Consider the following 20,164-nt stretch of genomic DNA (forward strand, 5'->3'; position numbering starts at 1 on the left):
ACACGTGGCGCCAACTCTATGTTCTGACAGGCGTTTTACCCACGCAAAAAACGAGTGACATTAAGCTAGCACGACCAAAGACAACTTTACACCGTCTGTCGCACATGGCGGGGGCATTTCGCTACGGAATATGCCCTTATCGTCGAGCATCAGGCATCGACCATGGCCATGGCCTCCTCCACATCGACGGCAACCAGACGTGAACAGCCTGGTTCATGCATGGTCACCCCCATCAATTGATCCGCCATCTCCATGGCAATCTTGTTATGGGTGATGTAGATGAACTGCACGCTTTCACTCATTTCCTTGACCAGACGGGCGTAGCGCCCGACGTTGGCATCGTCCAGCGGCGCGTCGACTTCGTCGAGCATGCAGAACGGTGCGGGGTTCAACTTGAAGATGGCAAACACCAGCGCCAATGCGGTCAGTGCCTTCTCGCCGCCGGACAGCAGATGGATGGTGCTGTTCTTCTTGCCCGGTGGCCGCGCCATGATCGTTACCCCTGTATCGAGTAGATCTTCGCCCGTCAGTTCCAGATAAGCGCTGCCACCACCGAAAACTTTTGGGAAAAGTGCCTGTAATCCGGCATTTATCTGATCAAAGGTATCCTTGAAGCGGTTGCGGGTTTCCTTGTCGATCTTGCGAATGACGTTTTCCAGGGTCTCCAGGGCTTCGACCAGGTCGGCGTCCTGGGCGTCCAGGTAGCGCTTGCGCTCGGACTGCTGCTCGTACTCTTCGATGGCCGCCAGGTTGATCGCCCCCAGGCGCTGGATACGCGCCTCGAGCTGCTCCAACTCCTGTTCGGTGCCCTGCTCGCTGGCCTCGGCCTCCAGGGTGGCGAGCACGCCTTGCAGGTCGTAGCCATCGGCCAGCAACTGCTCCTGCAAGGTCTTGCGCCGCACATCCAGGCCCTGGCACTCCAGGCGCAGCTGCTCCAGCTGGCCACGCAGCAACTGGGCCTGCTGCTCGGCCTGGGTACGGCGCTTTTCGGCGTCGCGCAGTTCGCGGTCGGCTTCGTCCATGTGCAGGCGGGCCTGGCGCATTTCCTCGTCGACGCTCATGCGCCGCTCCAGCAGCTCTTCCAGCTTCAGGCGCAGTTCTTCCTGTGGGGCCTCGCCCTCTTCCAGGTTCAGGCTCAGTTGCTCCTGGCGCTCGGTCAGGCGCGCGGCCTGCTGCTCCAGGCGCTCCAGGGCCTGCCGGGTGGAATCATGCTGCGCGCGCAGCGAGCCCAGGCGCACAGCCAGCTGGTGGGCGTGATCCTTGTGCTGGCGGGCCTCCTGGCGCACGCGATCGAGGCTTTCGCGCAGGGTGTCGCGGCGAGCCATCAACTGCTCGCGCTGCTCGGTGTCCTGGGCCATCAGCTCCAGGGCCTCCTGCAGCAGCAGGCGGGCTTCGCCCAGCTGCTCATGCTCCAGGGCGCGCTGTTCTTCCAGTTCGGCCAGCTCTTCCTGCAGGCGCCGGCGGCGCAGCTCGACCTGCTCGGCACGTGCGCGGCCAGCCGACAGGTTGGCCTTCAGCTCGCCATGCAGGCGGTTTTCTTCCTGGGTGCGACGGCGCAGTTGTTCACGCTGTTCTTCAAGGTCCAGCTGCTGCTCGCGCAGGGCCTGCAGTTGCTGTTCCAACTGCTCCAGCGCCGCTTCCTGCTCCAGTTGCTCCTGGCCCAGGCGCTCGATCTCCTGGCCGCGTGCCAGCACGCCGCCTTCGGCTTCGCCGCCACGGCGCACCCGCAGGAAGTGTCGGCCAACCCAGTAGCCATCGCGGCTGACCAGGCTCTGGCCTTCGCCGAGCGACGCGCGCTGCGCCAGCGCCTGGGCAAGGTCTGCCACGGGCTTGACCTGGCCCAGCCAAGGCGCCAGGTCGACACGGCCTTCGACCTTTTCCAGCAGGCTGCCGGGCAGCGACGAGCCGGTACCGCTCGCCAGCAGCAAGCGCAACTCGCCCTGCTCCAGGCCGGCAAAATCCAGGTTACTGAAGTCGTCCACCAGCACAGCCTGCAGGTCGGCGCCAAGCACGGTTTCTACTGCAAGCTCCCAGCCCGGCTCAACCCGCAACCCTTCAGCCAGCCGCGGCTGTTGCTCCAGGCCTTGGCCCTGCAGCCAGTCCGCAGCACCTGCACCCGGCTCCAGGGCGGCCTGCTGCAAGGCTTCGAGCGAGGCCAGGCGGCCACCCAGGCGTTGCAGGTCGCCCTGCGCCTGCTGTTGGGCCTGGGTGGCCTGCTGCAGTTGCTCACGCGCGCCTTCCAGGCGCTCGACCACCTGCTCTTCCGACAACTGCAACTCTTCCAGCACCATTTCGCTGCTGGCCAGCTGCTCGGCCAGTTCGAGCATGGCCGCATCCTGTGGGTCGCTGCCCAGCAGCTCACGCTCCTCGCCCAGCTTGCGCTGGCGCTCGGCCTGGCGTTCCAGGCTGGCCTCCAGCTGTTGCAGGCGCGCCTGCTGCACTTCGGCCTGGCGGCGCGGCTCGGCAGAACGGCTGTTGAAGCTGTCCCACTGTTCCTGCCAGCCGTGCATGCCCAGCTCGGCCTCTTCAAGGGCGGCAGTGGCTTCTTCGGCAGCGGCCAGGGTCATTTCCTGCTCGGGTTCGAGCATGGCCAGCTCTTCGCCCAAGGTAGCCAGCAGGGTACGGTCGTGGCCCAGGTGCGACTCGGTTTCCAGGCGCGTGCGCTCGGCTTCCTTGAAGTCATCCTGCAACTGGCGCAGGCGCTGCTGGCCGTGCTGGATGCTCTGCTCGACCCGGGCGATGTCACCGGCCACCGAGTAGAAACGGCCCTGCACCTGGTTGAAGCGTTCGGACAATTCGTGATGGCCATCGCGCAGGCGCTCGATGCTGGCATCGGCATTGCGCTGCTCGGCCACCAGCGCCTCATGGGACACATCCTGGTCGCCGATCACCGCCTCGCGCTGGCGCACCCGTTCGTCCAGGTCACGCCAGCGCAAGGCCGACAGGCGCGCCTTCAGCTGGCGCTCCTGGGCCTTGTATTCGCGGTACTTCTCGGCCGCCTGGGCCTGACGGTGCAGGCGCTCCAGCTGGCGCTCCAGCTCTTCGCGCAGGTCGGTCAGGCGCGCCAGGTTTTCCTGGGTGCGGCGGATGCGGCTCTCGGTTTCACGGCGGCGTTCCTTGTACTTGGAAATGCCGGCGGCTTCCTCGATGAAGTTGCGCAGCTCCTCGGGCTTGGCCTCGATCAGCTTGGAGATCATGCCCTGTTCGATGATCGAGTAGCTGCGCGGCCCCAGCCCGGTACCGAGGAAGATGTCGGTGATATCGCGCCGGCGGCACTTGGTGCCGTTGAGGTAGTAGCTGTTCTGCCCGTCGCGGGTGACCTTGCGGCGGATCGAGATCTCGGCGTAGGCGGCATATTCGCCGACCAGGGTGGTTTCGCTGTTGTCGAACACCAGCTCGATGCTGGCCTGGCTGACCGGCTTGCGGCCACTGGAGCCGTTGAAGATGACATCGGTCATCGACTCGCCGCGCAGGTTCTTCGCCGAACTCTCGCCCATCACCCAGCGCACGGCATCGATGATGTTGGACTTGCCACAGCCGTTGGGGCCGACCACGGCCGCCATGTTGCTGGGAAAGTTGACCGTGGTCGGGTCGACGAACGACTTGAACCCGGCCAGGCGAATGCACTTCAGGCGCATCGGTCAGCCTCGGGCCAACGCCGCCAGCACCAGTTCGCAGCTGCGCTGGCCATAGGCGGTGAGCACCTCGCGAATGCGCGGCAGGTCACGGGCGATCACGGCGTCGAGCAGGCGGGCGAACAGGTCCAGGTAATCGATCATGTTGGCCTGGCGCTGGTCCAGCGACAGGTAGTAGGCACGGCTCATCGCCGGCTGCAGGTTTTCCACGGTTTCCTGCAGGAACGGGTTGTCGGCGAACGGATAGGCCGCCCGCATGACCGCGAAGCTGTCGGCGACGAAGGCCTTGATGTCCAGCTGGTCATGGGCCCGCTGCAGGCGCTGCTGGATCTCCAGGAACGGGCGCAGGTCGGCATCGGTGCGCCATTTTTGCGCAACCGCGTTACCCAGCAGGATGTAGAACTCGCCCATCAGTGCGCACAGGCTGCGCACACTGCGCTCGTCGAGCTCGGTCACATGGGCACCCCGGCGCGGCAGGATCGCCACCAGGTGACGGCGTTCGAGGATCAGCAGCGCTTCGCGCACCGAGCCGCGGCTGACGTTGAGTGCCTGGGTGACCTTCTGCTCCTGGATACGCTCGCCTGGCGCCAGCTCGCCGCGGATGATGCGTTCGGCCAGGTAATCGGCAATCTGCTCGGAGAGGCTGTCCGGGGCCTTGAACGTCATGGTTTTCCTTCAAAATCATTGAACTGGGCACAAGGAGCGGATTGTAGCGTACTTGGCCGGTAATCGCGCAGAGGGGCCTGGCGGTTTATTTGACCTGCAAGGCATCCAGGCGCCCGGCGCGATCTATGCTTGGGATATGGGCAATGTGTGCGGCCGGGCTTGGACATGAGCAATTTCTTGACCTTTGAGTCAGAAAAATATTGACCAGCTGGACAGCTCTTGCTTAGAGTCCGCCCAACAACAATAAAACCATTGCGAGGCCATCCCCGTGATCCAGTTTCTCGTCAACCAGGAGCTGCGTAGTGAGCATGCCCTGGACCCGAACATGACGGTGCTGCAGTACCTGCGCGAGCACCTGGGCAAACCTGGCACCAAGGAGGGCTGCGCCAGTGGTGACTGCGGCGCCTGCACCGTGGTGGTCGGCGAACTGACCCAGGACGACCAGGGCAACGACAGCCTGCGCTACCGCAGCCTCAACTCGTGCCTGACCTTCGTTTCGTCGCTGCACGGCAAGCAACTGATCAGCGTCGAAGGCCTCAAGCACCAGGGCCAGCTGCACAGCGTGCAACAGGCCATGGCCGATTGCCATGGCTCGCAGTGCGGCTTCTGCACCCCCGGCTTCGTCATGTCGCTGTTCGCCCTGCAGAAGAACAGCAGCGGCCCCGACCTGCACCAGGCCCAGGAAGCCCTGGCCGGCAACCTGTGCCGCTGCACCGGCTACCGGCCGATCCTCGACGCCGCCGAGCAGAGCTGCCGCCAGCCTTGCCGCGACCAGTTCGATGCCCAGCAGGCACAGACTATCAGCCGCCTCAAGGCCATTGCGCCGACCCAGACCGGCGAGCTGAACAGCGGCGACAAGCGCTGCCTGGTACCACTGACCGTGGCCGACCTGGCCGACCTGTACAGCTCACACCCCGAGGCGCGGCTGCTGGCCGGCGGCACCGACCTGGCCCTGGAGGTCACCCAGTTCCACAAGACCTTGCCGGTGATGATCTACGTCGGCCATGTGGCCGAGCTCAAGCGCATCGAGAAAACCGCCAGCCACCTGGAAATCGGCGCCGCCACCCCGCTCACCGACTGCTACGGCGCGCTGAACGAGGAATACCCGGACTTCGGCGCCCTGCTGCACCGCTTCGCTTCGCTGCAGATCCGCAACCAGGGCACCCTGGGCGGCAATATCGGCAACGCTTCGCCAATCGGCGACTCGCCACCCCTGCTGATTGCCCTGGATGCGCAGATTGTCCTGCGCCAGGGCGAGCGCCAGCGGGTAATGCCACTGGAAGACTACTTCATCGACTACCGCATCACTGCACGCCAGGACAGCGAGTTCATCGAGAAGATCATCGTGCCGCGCGCCACCAGCGACTGGGCGTTCCGCGCCTATAAAGTGTCCAAGCGCCTGGACGATGACATTTCCGCCGTGTGCGGCGCCTTCAACCTGAGCATCGAAGACGGCGTGGTCAGCGGTGTGCGCATCGCCTTCGGCGGCATGGCGGCAATCCCCAAACGGGCCCGTGCCTGCGAAGCGGCGTTGCGCGGCAAGCCGTGGAACCAGGCCGCCATCGAGCGCGCCTGCCAGGCCCTGGCAGAGGACTTCACCCCGCTCAGCGACTTCCGCGCCAGCAAGGAATACCGCCTGCTGACCGCGCAGAACCTGTTGCGCAAGTACTTCATCGAACAGCAAACGCCGTACATCGAAACCCGGGTGACCGCTTATGTCTAACCATCACGTAGCCAAGAGCCAGGCCGAGATGGCCGAACTGTTCAGCCAGGACCTGACCACCGGGGTCGGCCGCAGCGTCAAGCACGACAGCGCCGACAAGCATGTGTCCGGCGAGGCGGTGTACATCGACGACCGCCTGGAATTCCCCAACCAGCTGCACGTCTATGCGCGCACCGCCGACCGCGCCCACGCGCGCATCCTGCGCATCGACACCACGCCGTGCTATGCCTTCGAGGGTGTGCGTATCGCCATCACCCACGAAGACATCCCCGGCCTCAAGGACATCGGCCCGGTGGTAGCCGGCGACCCGCTGCTGGCCATCGACAAGGTCGAGTTCTTCGGCCAGCCGGTGCTGGCCGTGGCCGCCCGCGACCTCGACACCGCACGCCGTGCGGCCATGGCCGCCATCGTCGAGTATGAAGACCTGGAGCCGGTGCTGGATGTGGTCGAAGCATTGCGCAAGAAGCACTTCGTGCTCGACAGCCACACCCACCAGCGTGGCGATTCCGCTGCTGCCCTGGCCAGTGCCCCGCACCGCATCCAGGGCACCCTGCACATCGGTGGCCAGGAGCACTTCTACCTGGAAACGCAGGTTTCCTCGGTGATGCCCACCGAAGACGGCGGCATGATCGTCTATTGCTCCACGCAAAACCCCACCGAAGTGCAGAAACTGGTCGCCGAAGTACTCGACGTGCCAATGAACAAGGTGGTGCTGGACATGCGCCGCATGGGTGGCGGTTTTGGTGGCAAGGAAACCCAGGCCGCCAGCCCGGCGTGCCTGTGCGCCGTGGTGGCGCGCCTGACCGGCCAGCCGACCAAGATGCGCCTGCCACGGGTCGAAGACATGACCATGACCGGCAAGCGCCACCCGTTCTACGTCGAGTACGACGTGGGCTTCGACGACGACGGGCGCCTGCACGGCATCAACTTCGACCTGGCCGGCAACTGCGGCTACTCGCCCGACCTGTCCGGTTCGATCGTCGACCGCGCCATGTTCCACTCCGACAACGCCTACTACCTGGGCGATGCCATCGTGCACGGCCACCGCTGCAAGACCAACACCGCCTCCAACACCGCCTACCGCGGCTTCGGCGGCCCGCAGGGGATGGTCGCCATCGAGCAGGTGATGGACCACATCGCCCGCCACCTGGGCCGCGACCCGCTGGCGGTGCGCAAGGCCAACTACTACGGCAAGACCGAGCGCAACGTCACCCACTACTACCAGACCGTCGAGCACAACATGCTCGAAGAGATGACCGCCGAACTGGAAGCCAGCAGTGACTATGCCGAGCGCCGCGAGTCGATCCGCCGCTTCAACGCCAACAGCCCGATCCTGAAGAAGGGCCTGGCGCTGACCCCGGTCAAGTTCGGTATTTCGTTCACCGCCACCTTCCTCAACCAGGCCGGTGCGCTGATCCATATCTACACCGACGGCAGCATCCACCTGAACCACGGTGGCACCGAGATGGGCCAGGGCCTGAACACCAAGGTGGCACAGGTGGTGGCACAGATCTTCCAGGTCGATTTCAGCCGCATCCAGATCACTGCCACCAATACCGACAAGGTGCCCAACACCTCGCCGACCGCGGCCTCCAGTGGTGCCGACCTGAACGGCAAGGCGGCGCAGAACGCTGCCGAAATCCTCAAGAAGCGCCTGACCGAGTTCGCCGCGCGGCACTACCAGGTGACCGAGGAAGACGTCGAGTTCCGCAACGGCCATGTGCGCGTGCGCGACCAGATCGTCAGCTTCGAGCAGCTGGTGCAGCAGGCCTACTTCGCCCAGGTGTCGCTGTCCAGCACCGGCTTCTACCGCACGCCGAAGATCTACTACGACCGCAGCCAGGCACGTGGCCGGCCGTTCTACTACTTCGCCTTCGGCGCCGCCTGCGTGGAAGTGGTGGTCGACACCCTGACCGGCGAATACAAGATGCTGCGTGCCGACATCCTGCACGATGTGGGTGATTCGCTGAACCCGGCCATCGACATCGGCCAGGTGGAAGGCGGCTTCATCCAGGGCATGGGCTGGCTGACTACCGAAGAACTGGTGTGGAACGCCAAGGGCAAGCTGATGACCAACGGCCCGGCCAGCTACAAGATCCCGGCAGTGGCCGACATGCCGCTGGATCTGCGGGTAAAGCTGGTGGAGAACCGCAAGAACCCGGAAGACACCGTGTTCCACTCCAAGGCCGTGGGCGAGCCGCCGTTCATGCTCGGCATCGCTGCCTGGTGCGCGATCAAGGACGCCGTGGCCAGCATCGCCGACTACCGCGTGCAGCCACAGGTGGATGCGCCGGCAACGCCGGAGCGGGTGTTGTGGGGTTGCGAGCAGATGCGCAAGGCAGTGGCTGCAGCGCAACCTGCCGAGCCGGAGCTGGAAGCCGTCACCCAGTAACGCCGCCGCTCCGCTTTTTTTGTGGGAGCGGCCTTGTGTCGCGAAAGGGCCGCGCAGCGGCCCCAAAACTTGTACAGCAACATGGATTTCTGGGGCTGCTGCGCAGCCCTTTCGCGACACAAGGCCGCTCCTACACAAAGCGGACCGCGTTGTCCTGAAGAGGAATTGCATCATGCACCAATGGATCAACGCCCTCGCCGACCACCAGTCCCGTGGCGAAGCCTGCGTGCTGGTTACCATCATCGAGGAACGCGGCTCGACCCCGCGCAATGCCGGCTCGAAAATGGTCGTCAGCGCCAGCGGCCTGTTCGACACCATCGGCGGCGGCCACCTGGAATACAAGGCCCTGCACATCGCCCGGCAGATGCTCGAAGAGCACCGCACTACCCCGCACCTGGAGCGCTTCAGCCTCGGTGCCAGCCTTGGCCAGTGCTGCGGCGGCGTCACTGTGCTGCTGTTCGAACCCATGGCCGCGGTGCAGGCGCAGATCGCGGTGTTCGGCGCGGGCCATGTCGGCCGGGCTCTGGTACCCTTGCTCGCCGCGCTGCCCTGCCGGGTGCGCTGGATCGATTCGCGCGAGCAGGAATTCCCTGCCCTGATCCCCGACGGGGTGACCAAGGTGGTCAGCGAGGAGCCGGTCGACGAAGTGGCAGACCTGCCGCCAGGCTGCTACTGCATCGTCATGACCCACAACCACCAGCTCGACCTGGAACTGACCGCCGCCATTCTCAAGCGCAACGACTTCACCTGGTTCGGCCTGATCGGCTCGAAGACCAAACGGGTCAAGTTCGAGCACCGCCTGCGCGAGCGCGGCTACGACGATGCCGTGATGGCGCGCATGCGCTGCCCGATGGGCCTGGCCGAGGTCAAGGGCAAGCTGCCCATCGAGATCGCCGTATCCATCGCCGGTGAAATCATCGCCACCTACAACGCCTGCTTCGGCCAGCACGATGCTGCCGCCAATGCCGGCCCCATTGCCCAGTTGCTGCCGCCCTCCCGGCGCAGCCAAGCCATTTGACGAGTGTGTTATGACCGTTACCCGCAAAGCCTACCGTGCCGCCATCCTGCACAGCATCGCCGACCCGGCCGAGGTGGGCCTGGAGGCTTCCCATGAATACTTCGAGGACGGCCTGCTGGTAGTCGACGACGGCCGCATCCGCGCCGTTGGCCACGCCGCCGAACTGTTGCCGACCCTGGACGCCGATATCCCGGTCGAGCACTACCAGGACGCGCTGATCACCCCGGGCTTCATCGACACCCACATCCACTTCCCGCAGACCGGCATGATCGGCTCCTACGGCGAACAGCTGCTGGACTGGCTGAACACCTACACCTTCCCCTGCGAAAAGCAGTTCGCCGACAAGGGCCACGCCGACCAGGTGGCGAAGATCTTCCTCAAGGAACTGCTGCGCAACGGCACCACCACCGCCCTGGTGTTCGGCAGCGTGCACCCGGAATCGGTCAATGCCCTGTTCGAGGAAGCCGAGCGCCTGGACCTGCGCCTGATCGCCGGCAAGGTGATGATGGACCGCAATGCCCCGGACTACCTGACCGACACCGCCGAGTCCGGCTATGCCGAAAGCAAGGCACTGATCGAGCGCTGGCACGGCAAGGGCCGCCTGCATTATGCAGTCACCCCGCGCTTCGCCCCGACCAGTACGCCTGAGCAACTGGCGCTGGCAGGCCAACTGCTCAAGGAGCACCCGGGCGTGTACATGCACACGCACCTGTCGGAAAACCTCAAGGAAATCGATTGGGTCAAGTCGCTGTTCCCCGAGCAGAAGGGTTACCTGGACGTATACGACCACTTCGAGTTGCTGGGCGAACGCTCGGTATTCGCCCATGGCGTGCACCTGTGCGATGACGAATGCCAGCGCCTGGCCGAAACCGGCTCGGCCGTGGCCTTCTGCCCCACCTCCAACCTGTTCCTCGGCAGCGGCCTGTTCAACCTGCCCCAGGCCGAGCGCTTCAAGGTCAATGTGGGCCTGGGCACCGACGTTGGCGCCGGCACCAGCTTCTCGCTGCTCAACACCCTCAACGAAGCGTACAAGGTGATGCAGCTGCAGGGCGCGCGCCTGCACCCGTACAAGTCACTGTACCTGGCCACCCTCGGCGGCGCCCGCGCGCTGCGCCTGGACGACCGCATCGGCAGCCTGCGCCCGGGCAACGATGCCGACTTCGTGGTACTGGACTACAAGGCCACGCCACTGCTGGACTACCGCATCCAGCAGTCCAACAGCATCGAGGAAACCCTGTTCGTGCTCACCACCCTCGGCGACGACCGCACCGTGCGTGAAACCTACGCCGCAGGGCGTTGCGTGCACCAGCGCTAAGGTTCTTTTGCCAGGCCCCGGTACAGTGCGCCGCCGATCGCAGCACCAATCAGCGGCGCCACCCAGAACAGCCACAGCTGTTGCAGGGCCCAGCCACCGACGAACAAGGCCGGCCCCGTGCTACGCGCGGGGTTGACCGAGGTATTGGTCACCGGGATCGAGATCAGGTGGATCAGGGTCAGGGCCAGGCCGATGGCGATCGGTGCAAAACCCGCTGGCGCCCGGGCGTCGGTGGCGCCCATGATCACCACCAGGAACATCGCCGTCATCACCACTTCACTGACAAAGCCCGCCCCGAGCGTGTAGCCGCCGGGCGAGTGGTCGGCGTAGCCGTTCGAAGCCAATCCCGCAGACAGCTCGAAACCTGCCTTGCCGCTGGCAATGAGGTAGATCACACCTGCCGCCAGGATGGCGCCGATCACCTGGGCGATCACGTAGGGCAACAGCTCTTTGGCCGGGAAGCGCCCGCCCACCACCAGCCCGAACGACACGGCGGGGTTGAGGTGGCAGCCGGAGATATGGCCGATGGCGAAGGCCATGGTCAGCACGGTGAGGCCGAAAGCGAAGGCGACGCCGAGTACACCGATGCCGATGGGGGAACTGGCGGCGAGTACCGCACTGCCACAGCCGCCAAGCACCAGCCAGAAGGTGCCGAGCAGCTCGGCGCCCATGCGTTTACCGAGGGACATGCTCATGAGTCCATTCCTCAAGAAGTTGAACGCAACGAATGCGCAAGCCCAACTGCTTGATGAAGGTTTGCTCACAAGAATTTAGCAGACCTTTGATCAATGACCAGAAATGGCTGGGGGCCGCTTCGCGCCCCATTCGCAGCACAAGGCTGCTCCTACAGAGGTTATGCAATCCTTGTAGGAGCAGCCTTGTGCTGCGAATGGGCTGCAAAGCAGCCCCCTTCAGTCAACCAGGCAAACGATCAACCCTTGACCGACACCTTGGGCTTTTTCAGCAGATGCGAAAACACCGCATGCAGATCGTCCGAGGCACTCTCCTCGTCCAGGTTCAGCTTGCTGTCGATGTGGTCCATGTGGTGCATCATCAGGCTCACCGCCTGCTCGGCATCGCGCGCCTCGATGGCATCGATCAGCTGCATGTGTTCGTCATACGAGCAATGCGAGCGGTTGCCGCTTTCGTACTGGGCAATGATCAGCGAGGTCTGCGACACCAGGCTGCGCTGGAAGCTGACCAACGGCGCATTACCCGCGGCCTCGGCCAGCTTGAGGTGAAATTCGCCGGAAAGACGAATGCCGGCACCGCGGTCACCACGGGAGAAGCTGTCGCGCTCCTCACGCACCATCTGCCGCAGCTCGTTGAGCTGCTCGAGGGTAGCGTGCTGCACGGCCAGTTCGGTGATGGCCCGTTCGACCATGCGCCGGGAGAAGAACACCTGGCGGGCCTCTTCCACCGTGGGGCTGGCCACCACCGCGCCGCGGTTCGGCCGCAACAGCACCACGCTTTCGTGGGCCAGGCGCGACAAGGCGCGGCGGATGATGGTGCGGCTGACGCCGAAGATCTCGCCCAGCGCTTCCTCGCTCAACTTGGTGCCCGGTGCCAGACGCTGCTCGAGGATCGCCTCGAAAATATGCGCGTAGACGATGTCGTCCTGGGTACCACTGCGGCCAGCCTTGCCGGTACGCGCAGGTTTCTTCAGAGGTTGCAGCTGTTCGTTCATGGGCTCTCGAGGCACGAAGGAAAGTATGGCGCCATTGTACACAGGCTGAGCCGTTTCTGCAGGTGGCCTTTTACCTATATAGCCGTTGTACGACGCATTGCGCACACAAAACATAAAACATTATTTGCATTCTTTGTACACAAAAGCATAATCCACCGAGCAACTTCTTGACCCGCAAGTCAACAAACCGGTCAGACGTCTGCCTTCCCTCGCGGAGCCGCCAAGTGCATTGCGCAGGCCCCTGGCTCCATAACAACAAGAAAGACTTGAGGAGTACTCGCTGTGGAAAGCCGCAAATCCGAAGCCCCTACGCTGGATCTTGCCCCACCGCTCGAAACGAGCTGGCTGGAGCGGATTTTCAAACTCAAGCAACACGGCAGCACCGTCAGAACCGAAATGATCGCCGGGGTGACCACCTTCATCACCATGGCCTACATCATCTTCGTCAACCCCAACATCATGGCCGACGCCGGTATCGACCACGGTGCCGCCTTTGTCGCCACCTGCATCGCCGCCGCGCTGGGTTGCCTGCTGATGGGCCTGTACGCCAACTGGCCGGTGGGCCTGGCACCGGGCATGGGGCTTAACGCCTTCTTCACCTACACCGTGGTCGGCACCATGGGTTACAACTGGGAAACGGCACTGGGCGCAGTATTCGTCTCGGGTGTGCTGTTCATGTTCCTGACCTTGTCGAAAGTGCGCGAATGGTTGCTCAACAGCATCCCGGTCAGCCTGCGCCATGCCATGGGGGCCGGCGTCGGATTGTTTCTCGGGCTGATCGGCCTGAAGACGGCAGGCATCATCGTCGACAGCCCGGCCACGCTGATCAAGCTGGGCTCGCTGCATGAACCGGGGCCGCTGCTGGCCGCGGTGTGCTTCCTGCTGATCGCCATCCTCAGCTACAAGCGGGTGTTCGGTGCGATCCTGATCAGCATCATCGGTGTCACCCTGGCCGGCTGGGGTCTGGGCCTGGTGAAATTCGGCGGGGTGATGTCGATGCCGCCAAGCCTGGCACCGACCTGGATGGCCATGGATGTGGCCGGCGTGTTCAACGTCAGCATGATCAGCGTGGTGCTGGCGTTCCTGTTCGTGCACATGTTCGACACCGCCGGCACCCTGATGGGCGTGGCGCAGCGGGCCAACCTGGTGGCACCGGACGGGCGTATCGAGAACCTGTCGAAGGCGCTGAAGGCTGACAGTGCCTCAAGTGTGTTCGGCGCCGTGGTCGGCGTGCCGCCGGTGACCAGCTATGTGGAAAGTGCTGCCGGCGTGGCCGCTGGTGGTCGTACCGGCCTGACTGCCGTGGTGGTCGGCCTGCTGTTCATCGCGGCGATGTTCTTCGCCCCGCTGGCCGGGATGATTCCGGCCTATGCCACCGCCGGTGCGCTGATCTACGTGGCGATGCTGATGATGGGCAGCATGGCGCATATCCACTGGGACGAGGCCACCGACAGCATTCCGGCGATCGTCACGGTGATCATGATGCCGCTGACTTTCTCGGTCGCCGACGGTATTGCCCTGGGCTTCATCAGCTATGTGGCGCTGAAGGCAGGTACCGGCAAGTACAAGGAAATCTCCGCCAGCCTGTGGGTGCTGTGCGCGATCTTCATTGCCAAGTTCGTGTTCCTCTGAACCCTGCTGCACCAACCAAGGGCGCCTCGGCGCCCTTTCTTTATTTGGCCGGCATCAATCTGCTGACCTGCACTGGCCTTTGTAGGAGCGGCCTTGTGTCGCGAAAGGGCTGCAAAGCAGCCCCAGGGTTTCAGCGCAGATGCACAAATTGCCGGGGCTGCTCCGCAGCCCTTTCGCGACACAAGGCCGCTCCTACAAGGGCCCGCGCTACCGATCAGATGGCAGCTGGCTTGCCGGCGACAAACAGCAGACGAAAAAAAGCCCGCCAGTGTGAGAGCGGGCCAAAGGACCTACGAAGATTCTTCTAGCGACCAACTAGCTTCCACGATAGGTCGAATAGCTGTACGGCGAGATCAGCAGCGGCACGTGGTAGTGCTCCTGCTGCTCGTCGATGCCAAAGCGCAGCACGACAACATCCAGGAACGCCTGGGCCGGCAGCTGTACACCGCGAGCGCGGTAGTAGTCGCCAGCGCTGAACTGCAGCTGGTAGACGCCGGTACGGTAGTCGTCACCCTGCAGCAGCGGCGCGTCGACACGGCCATCGCTGTTGGTCAGGGCAGTGTTCACCAGCTCCAGCTGCTGGCCTTCGACACGGTACAGCTCGACCTTGATCGAGCTGCCCGGGCAGCCATGCGCGGCATCCAGTACGTGTGTGGTCAAACGTCCCATTGCTTGTCGCCTCTTGTTCAATCTGTGGGCAAAAAATACACGGCCATCATCACGCCAAAGGGCCTGAGATGTGCGGGAATGACGCCATTAAGACATTCCATCGCCAAATTGTACACAATTTTTTGAGCCCTTCTGTCGCACCCGCCGTTTCTTGCCCATAAACGACCCATCGGTCGCAAATACAGGCGCCGTAAAGACGCCAACGTCATTAGCTGACCAATCAGGCAGGTTTCTTGCACTGTTTTTCCAGGGCGCTGCGAGGCGACAAAAGGGAAGAAATGCGGAAAAACAGGCTTACAAAAGATTTCAGAAGTTGTATACAATCAGCCCATCCGGTGGTGCGACATCCCGACGCGGTCCGCCCACCCCCGCACAAACGCACAAGAAGGAAGACTGCAGTGAGCGCTGACTACCCTCGCGACCTGATCGGTTACGGCAACAACCCTCCTCACCCGCAATGGCCGGGCAACGCTCGCATCGCGCTGTCTTTCGTCCTCAACTACGAGGAAGGTGGCGAACGCAACATCCTGCACGGTGACAAGGAGTCCGAAGCATTCCTCTCGGAAATGGTCGCCGCCCAGCCACTGCAGGGCGTACGCAACATGAGCATGGAATCGCTGTACGAATATGGCAGCCGCGCCGGCGTGTGGCGCCTGCTGAAGCTGTTCAAGGACAGCGGCGTGCCACTGACCATCTTCGCCGTGGCCATGGCCGCCCAGCGCCACCCCGACGTGATCCGCGCCATGGCCGAGGCCGGCCATGAAATCTGCAGCCACGGCTACCGCTGGATCGACTACCAGTACATGGACGAGGCCCAGGAGCGCGAGCACATGCTCGAAGCCATCCGCATCCTCACCGAAATCACTGGCGAGCGCCCGCTGGGCTGGTACACCGGCCGCACCGGCCCGAACACCCGTCGCCTGGTGATGGAGGAAGGTGGCTTCCTGTACGACAGCGACACCTATGACGACGACCTGCCCTACTGGGAGCCGAACAACTCTACCGGCAAGCCGCACCTGGTGATCCCCTACACCCTCGATACCAACGACATGCGCTTCACCCAGGTACAGGGCTTCAACTGCGGCGAGCAGTTCTTCCAGTACCTGAAGGACGCCTTCGATGTGCTGTACGCCGAAGGCGCCGAAGCACCGAAAATGCTGTCCATCGGCCTGCACTGCCGCCTGGTCGGCCGCCCGGCACGCCTTGCCGCACTGAAGCGCTTCGTCGACTACGCAAAAAGCCATGACCAGGTCTGGTTCGCCCGTCGCGTGGACATCGCCCGCCACTGGCACGCCACCCACCCGTACAAGAAAGAGAACGCCTGATGACCGCCTTCAACACCCTCAAGCCATCCGCCCTGGGCCGTGACGCCTTCGTCAAGGCATTCGCCGACATCTACGAGCATTCGCCGTGGGTAGCCGAAAAAGCCTATGACCTGGGCCAACTGGGCGAGCTGGACGAGATCGAGGCGCTGCACCAGCGCATGAGCGACATCCTGCTCAGCGCCAACCACGCCGACCAGCTGGCGCTGATCAACGCTCACCCGGACCTGGCCGGCAAGGCCGCCATCCAGGGCGAGCTGACCGAATCGAGCACCAACGAGCAGGCCGGCGCCGGTATTCACCAGTGCACCGCCGAAGAGTTCGCCCGTTTCACCGAGCTGAACGACGCCTACAAGGCCAAGTTCCAGTTCCCGTTCATCATGGCGGTTAAAGGCAGCAACCGGCACCAGATCCTCGCCTCCTTCGAAAAACGCATCCACAACGATGCCGATGCCGAATTCAAGGAAGCCCTGGCGCAGATCAACCTGATCGCCCTGTTCCGCCTGCTGCAGCTGTAAAGCCGCCGCAACGCTTGAGCCTTATCCAGAACAACGAACATAGAAGAGATATCCGCATGCGCACCCTGATGATCGAGCCCCTGACCAAAGAAGCCTTCGCCCCTTTCGGAGACGTGATCGAAACCGACGGCAGCGACCACTTCATGATCAACAACGGCTCGACCATGCGCTTCCACAAGCTCGCCACGGTCGAAACCGCCGAGCCTGAAGACAAGGCGATCATCAGCATCTTCCGCGCCGACGCGCTGGACATGCCGCTGACCGTGCGCATGCTGGAACGCCATCCGCTGGGCAGCCAGGCTTTCATCCCGCTGCTCGGCAACCCCTTTCTGATCGTGGTCGCGCCAGTTGGCGATGCACCTGTATCAGGTTTGGTCCGAGCCTTCCGCAGTAATGGCAGGCAGGGCGTCAATTACCATCGCGGCGTCTGGCACCACCCGGTGCTGACGATCGAAAAGCGGGATGACTTCCTGGTGGTTGATCGCAGTGGTTCCGGCAACAACTGCGACGAGCATTACTTCACCGAGGAACAGATGCTGGTCCTCAATCCCCACCAATAAGAAAAGGTCGGTCATTCAAGGGCATTGCCCGAGCGGGTGACCGGCAAGAGGTACATACTGTGGAAGCACACCTTCACGAATGGCTGAACCTGAGCATTCGCTGGGTTCACATGATCACCGGTGTCGCCTGGATCGGTGCATCGTTCTACTTCGTCTGGCTGGAGAACCACCTGAACCGAAGCAACCCGCGCGATGGGTTGTCGGGTGATCTCTGGGCAATTCACGGCGGTGGTATCTACCACCTGGAGAAATACAAGCTCGCACCCCCGAAAATGCCCGAGAACCTGCACTGGTTCAAATGGGAAGCCTACTTCACCTGGATGTCCGGTATCGCCCTGCTGTGCGTGGTGTTCTACTGGAACCCGACCCTGTACCTGCTGGCCCCTGGCAGCACCCTTAGCGGTGCCGAAGGCGTGGCCATCGGTATCGGCTCGCTGATCGCCGGCTGGTTCATCTACGACTTCCTGTGCGACTCGCCCCTGGGCAAGAAACCAGCGCTGCTCGGTGCTGTACTGTTCGTGCTGATCATCGCCGCGTGCTGGGGCTTCAGCCTGGTGTTCAGCGGCCGTGGTGCGTACCTGCACACCGGCGCGATCATCGGCACCATCATGGTCGGCAACGTGTTCCGCATCATCATGCCGGCCCAGCGCCAGCTGGTGGCTGCGATCGAGAACAACCAGACCCCCGACCCGGTACTGCCGGCCAAGGGCCTGCTGCGCTCGCGCCACAACAACTACTTCACCCTGCCGGTGCTGTTCATCATGATCAGCAACCACTTCCCGAGCACCTACGGTAGCCAGTACAACTGGCTGATCCTGGCCGGTATCGCAGTAGCCGCGGTCCTGATCCGCCACTACTTCAACACCCGCCACGACAGCAACAAGTACGCCTGGACCCTGCCGGTCGGCGCCCTGGCGATGATCTGCCTGGCCTACGTCACCGGTCCGAAACCGATGGCCGTCAGCCCTGAGCAAGCCGCGGCGAAGGTCGAGTACCAGCCACTGCCTGCGACCGCTGTAGGTGGCAAGACCGCTGCCGAGCAACGCGCCGAGGACGCCGCCAAGGCTGCCGCAGCGCCTGCCGCGCCGGCCGAAGCCCCTGCCCAGGCCACCGCCCAGGCTGGCGGCGAGAGCTTCGACAAGATCCACAATGTCATCCAGGAACGCTGCACCGTGTGCCACTCGTCCAAGCCGACCAGCCCACTGTTCAGCGCCGCCCCTGCCGGCGTGATGTTCGACACCCCGCAGCAGATCCAGGCCCAGGCCGCGCGCATCCAGGCGCAAGCGGTCGCCAGCCAGATCATGCCGCTGGGCAACATCACCCAGATGACCACCGAAGAGCGCAAGCTGGTCGGTGACTGGATCGCCAAAGGCGCCCCGGTCAACTGAAACACAATTGTCGGGATAACACCGCCCCCTGTGGGAGCGGGTTCACCCGCGAAGAGGCCGGCACTCCCGGCCTCTGTTTCAAGACATACGCAACAAGCAAGCATCGAGCGTTCAGCCTCAAGCGGGAACCTCAGGCTCTCTTAACCGGAAGCCTGCCGCCTGAGGCCGGCGCTTGGATCCGAGAATAAAAACAAAACTCGAGGTGCTGCATGTCCGAGTCACGCAAGGCGTACATCCCTGTTGCGCCGCCGCGCGAGCCCTTGCCCCTGTTCCAACTGATCCTGGTTGGCCTGCAACACGTTCTGCTGATGTACGGTGGCGCCATCGCCGTGCCATTGATCATCGGCCAGGCCGCCGGGTTGTCCCGTGAAGAAGTCGCTTTCCTGATCAACGCCGACCTGCTGGTCGCTGGCGTCGCTACCATCATCCAGTCCTTCGGTATCGGCCCGGTGGGCATCCGCATGCCGGTAATGATGGGTGCCAGTTTCGCTGCCGTCGGCAGCATGGTCGCCATGGCCGGCATGCCTGGCGTGGGCCTGCAGGGGATCTTCGGCGCGACCATCGCCGCCGGGTTCTTCGGCATGCTGATCGCGCCGTTCATGTCCAAGGTCGTACGCTTCTTCCCGCCACTGGTCACCGGCACGGTGATCACCTCGATTGGCCTGTCGCTGTTCCCGGTGGCGGTCAACTGGGCTGGCGGAGGTCAGGACGCAGGAACCTTCGGTTCGCCGATCTACCTGCTGGTGGCCGGCCTGGTGCTGGCGGTAATCCTGCTGATCAACCGTTTCATGCGCGGTTTCTGGGTCAACGTGTCGGTGCTGGTGGGCATGGGCCTGGGCTACATCCTGGCCGGCTCCATCGGCATGGTCGACCTGTCGGGCCTGAACGACGCACCGTGGCTGCAAGTGGTGACCCCACTGCACTTCGGCATGCCGACCTTCAGTCTGGCGCCGATCCTGTCCATGTGCCTGGTGGTGGTGATCATCTTCGTCGAGTCCACCGGCATGTTCCTGGCCCTGGGCAAGGTGACCGATCGTGAAGTTACCCCAGGGATGCTGCGCCGCGGCCTGCTGTGCGATGCCGGCGCGTCGTTCATCGCCGGCTTCTTCAACACCTTCACCCACTCCTCGTTCGCCCAGAACATCGGCCTGGTGCAGATGACCGGGGTGCGCTGCCGCTATGTCACCATCGTGGCCGGTGCACTGCTGATCCTGCTCAGCCTGCTGCCCAAGGCGGCCTTCCTGATTGCCTCGATCCCGCCTGCGGTACTGGGCGGCGCGTCCATCGCCATGTTCGGCATGGTCACCGCCACCGGGATCAAGATTCTCCAGGAGGCGGACATCGGCGACCGTCGCAACCAGCTGCTGGTTGCGGTGAGCGTCGGCTTCGGGTTGATCCCCGTGGTGCGTCCGGAGTTCTTCGCCCAGATGCCCCAGTGGATGGAACCCATCACCCACAGTGGCATCGCCATGGCCACGGTCAGTGCCCTGGTGTTGAACGTGCTGTTCAACATCCTTGGTGGTGCCGACCGCGCGGTGCACAACGAAGCCTGTCACCAGCATTGAGCAAGGGGGGCGGCGCACTGCCGCCCCGCCTCGAATTTGCCGTAAACGCTACACCGTCGGCCCGCCGGAATGGG

General features: G+C 63.6%; 15 protein-coding genes. 10 read left to right on the forward strand and 5 right to left on the reverse strand.

Annotated features, from left to right (window positions below; translation table 11 throughout):
* Positions 1-149 precede the first annotated feature (149 nt).
* The gene (smc, locus tag C163_RS17990) at positions 150-3,638 is read right to left on the reverse strand and encodes a chromosome segregation protein SMC (RefSeq protein WP_025340023.1); all 3,489 of its coding nucleotides are present in this window, start codon (positions 3,636-3,638) and stop codon (positions 150-152) included.
* 3 nt (positions 3,639-3,641) lie between these two features.
* Positions 3,642-4,301, reverse strand: a complete 660-nt coding sequence (locus C163_RS17995; RefSeq protein WP_015271155.1) for a GntR family transcriptional regulator — start codon at positions 4,299-4,301, stop codon at positions 3,642-3,644.
* Between the two features lie 268 nt (positions 4,302-4,569).
* Here C163_RS17995 and xdhA point away from each other — a divergent pair, with 268 nt between their 5' ends.
* The 4 genes from xdhA to guaD all read left to right on the forward strand — a co-directional run bounded on the left by xdhA (position 4,570) and on the right by guaD (position 10,749).
* A complete protein-coding gene (gene xdhA, locus C163_RS18000; protein WP_025340024.1) occupies positions 4,570-6,024 on the forward strand; it encodes a xanthine dehydrogenase small subunit in 1,455 nt (484 codons plus the stop codon).
* Positions 6,017-8,416 carry a xanthine dehydrogenase molybdopterin binding subunit gene (gene xdhB / locus C163_RS18005; protein ID WP_025340025.1) on the forward strand — a complete coding sequence of 800 codons (2,400 nt, stop codon included), beginning with the start codon at positions 6,017-6,019 and terminating at the stop codon, positions 8,414-8,416. Before xdhA ends, xdhB begins: the two co-directional genes overlap by 8 nt.
* 172 nt (positions 8,417-8,588) lie before the next feature.
* A complete protein-coding gene (gene xdhC, locus C163_RS18010) occupies positions 8,589-9,434 on the forward strand; it encodes a xanthine dehydrogenase accessory protein XdhC (protein WP_025340026.1) in 846 nt (281 codons plus the stop codon).
* Between the two features lie 10 nt (positions 9,435-9,444).
* Complete coding sequence (gene guaD, locus C163_RS18015; protein ID WP_025340027.1) at positions 9,445-10,749, forward strand: guanine deaminase; 1,305 nt, start codon at positions 9,445-9,447, stop codon at positions 10,747-10,749.
* Here the strand turns inward: guaD and aqpZ are convergent.
* Positions 10,746-11,444, reverse strand: a complete 699-nt coding sequence (aqpZ, locus tag C163_RS18020) for an aquaporin Z (RefSeq protein WP_025340028.1) — start codon at positions 11,442-11,444, stop codon at positions 10,746-10,748. The two genes, guaD and aqpZ, sit on opposite strands and share 4 nt — an antisense overlap.
* A 236-nt stretch (positions 11,445-11,680) precedes the next feature.
* Positions 11,681-12,436, reverse strand: a complete 756-nt coding sequence (locus C163_RS18025) for a GntR family transcriptional regulator (RefSeq protein WP_003259493.1) — start codon at positions 12,434-12,436, stop codon at positions 11,681-11,683.
* Between the two features lie 282 nt (positions 12,437-12,718).
* Between C163_RS18025 and C163_RS18030 the strand changes: the two genes are divergently transcribed.
* The gene (locus C163_RS18030; RefSeq protein WP_013973528.1) at positions 12,719-14,068 is read left to right on the forward strand and encodes an NCS2 family permease; all 1,350 of its coding nucleotides are present in this window, start codon (positions 12,719-12,721) and stop codon (positions 14,066-14,068) included.
* Between the two features lie 315 nt (positions 14,069-14,383).
* Here the strand turns inward: C163_RS18030 and uraH are convergent, their stop codons facing one another.
* The gene (gene uraH, locus C163_RS18035; RefSeq protein WP_003259496.1) at positions 14,384-14,737 is read right to left on the reverse strand and encodes a hydroxyisourate hydrolase; all 354 of its coding nucleotides are present in this window, start codon (positions 14,735-14,737) and stop codon (positions 14,384-14,386) included.
* A 398-nt stretch (positions 14,738-15,135) separates the two neighbouring features.
* Between uraH and puuE the strand changes: the two genes are divergently transcribed.
* The 5 genes from puuE to C163_RS18060 all read left to right on the forward strand — a co-directional run bounded on the left by puuE (position 15,136) and on the right by C163_RS18060 (position 20,090).
* Positions 15,136-16,062, forward strand: a complete 927-nt coding sequence (gene puuE / locus C163_RS18040; protein ID WP_025340029.1) for an allantoinase PuuE — start codon at positions 15,136-15,138, stop codon at positions 16,060-16,062.
* A complete protein-coding gene (uraD, locus tag C163_RS18045) occupies positions 16,062-16,577 on the forward strand; it encodes a 2-oxo-4-hydroxy-4-carboxy-5-ureidoimidazoline decarboxylase (protein WP_025340030.1) in 516 nt (171 codons plus the stop codon). The genes puuE and uraD overlap by 1 nt, the downstream gene beginning before the upstream one ends.
* A gap of 56 nt (positions 16,578-16,633) precedes the next feature.
* Positions 16,634-17,137, forward strand: a complete 504-nt coding sequence (locus C163_RS18050) for an ureidoglycolate lyase (RefSeq protein WP_003259500.1) — start codon at positions 16,634-16,636, stop codon at positions 17,135-17,137.
* Positions 17,138-17,196: 59 nt separating this feature from the next.
* Complete coding sequence (locus C163_RS18055; protein ID WP_013973534.1) at positions 17,197-18,525, forward strand: urate hydroxylase PuuD; 1,329 nt, start codon at positions 17,197-17,199, stop codon at positions 18,523-18,525.
* Positions 18,526-18,734: 209 nt separating this feature from the next.
* Positions 18,735-20,090 (forward strand): nucleobase:cation symporter-2 family protein, encoded by a 1,356-nt coding sequence (locus C163_RS18060; protein ID WP_025340031.1) that lies wholly within the window; start codon positions 18,735-18,737, stop codon positions 20,088-20,090.
* Positions 20,091-20,164: the final 74 nt, after the last annotated feature.

This window comes from Pseudomonas sp. FGI182, from assembly GCF_000511325.1.
GTDB classification, from domain to species: domain Bacteria; phylum Pseudomonadota; class Gammaproteobacteria; order Pseudomonadales; family Pseudomonadaceae; genus Aquipseudomonas; species Aquipseudomonas putida_Z.

What these genes read in the sequence shown, in the direction of transcription:
- smc (WP_025340023.1), bottom strand. Translation starts at nt 3,638, where the DNA reads ATGCGCCTGAAGTGCATTCGCCTGGCCGGGTTCAAGTCGTTCGTCGAC.
- C163_RS17995 (WP_015271155.1), bottom strand. Translation starts at nt 4,301, where the DNA reads ATGACGTTCAAGGCCCCGGACAGCCTCTCCGAGCAGATTGCCGATTAC.
- xdhB (WP_025340025.1), top strand. Translation starts at nt 6,017, where the DNA reads ATGTCTAACCATCACGTAGCCAAGAGCCAGGCCGAGATGGCCGAACTG.
- xdhC (WP_025340026.1), top strand. Translation starts at nt 8,589, where the DNA reads ATGCACCAATGGATCAACGCCCTCGCCGACCACCAGTCCCGTGGCGAA.
- guaD (WP_025340027.1), top strand. Translation starts at nt 9,445, where the DNA reads ATGACCGTTACCCGCAAAGCCTACCGTGCCGCCATCCTGCACAGCATC.
- aqpZ (WP_025340028.1), bottom strand. Translation starts at nt 11,444, where the DNA reads ATGAGCATGTCCCTCGGTAAACGCATGGGCGCCGAGCTGCTCGGCACC.
- C163_RS18025 (WP_003259493.1), bottom strand. Translation starts at nt 12,436, where the DNA reads ATGAACGAACAGCTGCAACCTCTGAAGAAACCTGCGCGTACCGGCAAG.
- uraH (WP_003259496.1), bottom strand. Translation starts at nt 14,737, where the DNA reads ATGGGACGTTTGACCACACACGTACTGGATGCCGCGCATGGCTGCCCG.
- uraD (WP_025340030.1), top strand. Translation starts at nt 16,062, where the DNA reads ATGACCGCCTTCAACACCCTCAAGCCATCCGCCCTGGGCCGTGACGCC.
- C163_RS18050 (WP_003259500.1), top strand. Translation starts at nt 16,634, where the DNA reads ATGCGCACCCTGATGATCGAGCCCCTGACCAAAGAAGCCTTCGCCCCT.
- C163_RS18060 (WP_025340031.1), top strand. Translation starts at nt 18,735, where the DNA reads ATGTCCGAGTCACGCAAGGCGTACATCCCTGTTGCGCCGCCGCGCGAG.